Genomic DNA, 2,921 nt, shown 5'->3' with positions numbered 1-2,921 from the left:
TAGAAATACCTGTGCTGCAGGTCTTGATCGACGAGGCTCAGACCGTCGAGCGCCAGCAGCTCTTCGGGGTAGAGGGCGCTGATATCGTCCGCGCCAAAGATCTGCGGCAGCGTATAGCCTTGCGCCGTTGTCACCCCCCGCTCGGCAGGGCTGTTGATCCGGTAATGCTCGGGGTGCGCCGAGATGCGCGACAGGGGCGGGGCGCGGGCTGATGAAGTGAGCTGTGCGGTACTCGTGGATGGGTGCGGGGGTATCGGCGCGAAACTGGCGTCCGAGACGGCCATGGGCACGGCAAGGACAGCGTTTGGGCCCGGCATCGTCAGCAGGAGTGCCGCGAGGAAGGACAGGATATGAGCGAGGCGGCGCATGGGTTGTGTTTAGCGGGAAGCGGGTCGTGGGTTCAACAGAGCAGTGTCACAGTCATCGGCAATCCGCATTTCGGCAAACCCTACGCGGTGAACCTAAACCACGCTTACGAAGAACTCGAAGGTATTGTCGAACAGGTTTCCGTCCAGCTGGATATCGGGTGTGTGGTTGAGAACTTGGAGCGGTGATTATGAAGCCCTTGTCGGCCATTTATCCATTAGGATTTTCAATCCTTTTTGACAAAAATTCATCAAACCTATTCGCATATTTTTGAACGATTTTACCCGCTTTAACACAGACTGGATACTCGCCATCTGCATTTTTCTTAGAAGTGTCCATGTAAAAAACCTCACCAAAATCGTTCGAACTAACTACGATATCAGTACGCTCAACCAGGCCTTTTTCCCGCCACCAACGAGTTTGATAAACAATGTCGCCAACAGATTTTTCGGAAAGCACTGGATAGATCGAGTAGATTTCTTCGCCATACACTTCGCCACCACCGTAGTTTCGTACAAACCACAGGTAGCTAATCGGCAATTTACATCCTAGTAGTTCTTCCGTTTCTGCAACGCGCTCGTCAGTTGGCGACAGATCACAACTTGCATCACCAAATTCAACGGCATCATCTGAGTGATCAGAAATTAAACTTGCAAGCTTATCGAACACTTTATTACTCCCAATTTGATGCACGATCTTTCCAGTAATTGCGCGACCAAGTGTTAAACTGTGAACGGTTTATCGATGATGGAACTGTATTAGGCATATGCAAAATACCGTGATTAGAACTGTGAAGTGTCTGCGTCACTTCTGCAATTGCACCGTCCTGTCGTTGCGTGAGATGATGCAGGTTAACTGAGTTTCCGTCGGGTCCAATCGGCGCACGACCAGCGGCCATTCGCTCGATATTTGTGCCTGTAACTGTTTGTCCTCTCACCGTCCATTCACTGACACGATTAGGATCAATCAAGTCATTGCGTTGAAATACCTTGTTGCCATTTAGCTGAACTGGTTCTTGGGTCCAAAAATGACGGTTCTGCTGGAAATTTTCTGCTACATCCGCATTCGTCGCTGTTCTATTTGTAGCCACCCCCGCCGCAGTTTCCATCACGGTATCGACAGCACGTTTTACATCATCGCCGCCGCGCCGACTGACCCAGCCCAGCACTGACATCACGGTTTTGTCGCCCGGAATGGCGGCTCCGACGCCCCATGCAACTGCGGCTTCCACGCCGTATTCCAGTGAGGCCGCCATAAACGCGTCGCAGTCGGCACGCCCCTTCGTTTGCTGGCACGTCAGCCCAAGCTCGGCGATCTGCAACCCGGACGGGGTGAACTGCGTAGACCCGAGGCCGTCGATCCGGTCGTGCTCGGGGTGCGCCGAGATGCGCGACAGGGGCGGGGCGCGGGCTGATGAAGTGAGCAGTGCGGTACTCGTGGATGGGAGCGGGGCTATCGGCGCGAAACTGGCGTCCGAAACGGCCGTGGGTAGGGCAAGGGCCATGTTTGGGCCCGGTATCGCCAGCAGAAGTGTCGCGAGGAAGGACAGGATAAGGGCGAGGCGGCGCATGGGTATGTTTAGCGGGAAGGGGGTGTTGGGTTCAACAGAGCAGTGTCACATTCATCGGCAATCCGCATTTTGGGAAGCCATACGCGGTGAACCTAAATCACGCTTACGAAGAGCTAGAAGCCATTGTCGAACAGATCAGCGTTCAGCTGGATATCGGGTGCGTGGTCGAGAATTTGGAGCGGTGAACTTAGGCCAGTTCAACTTCAAATGTAGTCACATTTCTCCAAACACAATATCATCTCATCCCACCCCCCCAAAACACGGATATCTTCTTCCGCGCCAATATTGGGCGCAGAAACATAAGAAACGACACCATTGTCAACAAAGAAGCCAAACTGAGTACCACCGCCATCAGAACCAAAAAAATGGTATTTTTCCGGATAAGCTTCATTGATATGAATTCGAAAATCCGCAATCTCTTTTCTGTTCCAAACAATGATGTAACTGTCGCCCAACCAGCCTTCGGCCGAACTAAAAGAACGATAAAATTCGTTCATCTCAAAAGTGTCATCAAGTTCAGGCCAAGCTTTTGAAACGTCACTCGTTTGCACTTGCTTATTTGGAATTGCGTCTAACGTTTTCATCGTTCCAAATCCCGCTGTAATCTGTTCCACCAAGGTGTCACTTCTGACCTGTGCGTTCCAGCTGGCAAGTATACTTTGTTTGCGGGATCAGTTGGGCTACCACCATATTTTACTGGAACAATCTCATGAATTTCATGTCCTGCTGGAACCACACCACTACGCCTTAATTGAGCATTAGCATTGTTAGCTAACCGTCTAGCATCGGCATATTCTGCGCCAGAAAGAAGTCGATATGTTGTACCAGCCGGTGGTCTTGGAACTCCTGCTGGATACCCGGCAAAATCAGACACACTAAAAGTACCATCTGGATACTGGCGAACTACGTTATTTGTAGCACCATCAAAAACTCTTGTTCCGTCGATTGCCACCTCAAAGACGTTGTCGCCACGCCGCAAGGCAAT

Annotated in this window: 6 protein-coding genes; 1 reads left to right on the top strand and 5 read right to left on the bottom strand. The window is 51.4% G+C overall.

Annotation, left to right across the window (positions count from 1 at the left end):
- A partial coding sequence (locus Q0908_RS20240; protein ID WP_299289097.1) for a hypothetical protein occupies positions 1–368 on the bottom strand: 368 nt, incomplete at its 3' end.
- On the opposite strand from Q0908_RS20240, the gene Q0908_RS20235 reads away from it, so the two are divergent.
- Positions 351–554, top strand: a complete 204-nt coding sequence (locus Q0908_RS20235; protein WP_299289096.1) for a hypothetical protein — start codon at positions 351–353, stop codon at positions 552–554. The two genes, Q0908_RS20240 and Q0908_RS20235, sit on opposite strands and share 18 nt — an antisense overlap.
- Before the next feature lie 22 nt (positions 555–576).
- On the opposite strand, the gene Q0908_RS20230 is transcribed toward Q0908_RS20235, so the two are convergent.
- From Q0908_RS20230 to Q0908_RS20215, 4 genes are all read right to left on the bottom strand, one after another.
- On the bottom strand, positions 577–1,035 hold the full coding sequence (locus tag Q0908_RS20230; RefSeq protein ID WP_299289095.1) for an SMI1/KNR4 family protein: 459 nt from the start codon (positions 1,033–1,035) through the stop codon (positions 577–579).
- A 4-nt stretch (positions 1,036–1,039) separates the two neighbouring features.
- Complete coding sequence (locus tag Q0908_RS20225; protein WP_299289094.1) at positions 1,040–1,870, bottom strand: HNH/ENDO VII family nuclease; 831 nt, start codon at positions 1,868–1,870, stop codon at positions 1,040–1,042.
- Between the two features lie 269 nt (positions 1,871–2,139).
- Positions 2,140–2,550: a hypothetical protein gene (locus tag Q0908_RS20220; RefSeq protein WP_299289092.1), complete on the bottom strand. Its 411-nt coding sequence runs from the start codon at positions 2,548–2,550 to the stop codon at positions 2,140–2,142.
- On the bottom strand, positions 2,517–2,921 hold a 405-nt coding region (locus tag Q0908_RS20215), incomplete at its 5' end, for a hypothetical protein (RefSeq protein WP_299289090.1). The genes Q0908_RS20220 and Q0908_RS20215, both read right to left, overlap by 34 nt.

Origin of the sequence: uncultured Tateyamaria sp. (genome assembly GCF_947494755.1) — a bacterium.
Lineage (GTDB): Bacteria > Pseudomonadota > Alphaproteobacteria > Rhodobacterales > Rhodobacteraceae > Tateyamaria.
Note: the sequence above shows the minus strand (reverse complement) of the source record. Positions and strands in the feature narration are given on the sequence as shown.

Excerpts from the sequence above, each read along its gene's own strand:
- Q0908_RS20235 (WP_299289096.1), top strand. The coding sequence starts at position 351 with ATGAGCGAGGCGGCGCATGGGTTGTGTTTAGCGGGAAGCGGGTCGTGG.
- Q0908_RS20225 (WP_299289094.1), bottom strand. The coding sequence starts at position 1,870 with ATGGCCCTTGCCCTACCCACGGCCGTTTCGGACGCCAGTTTCGCGCCG.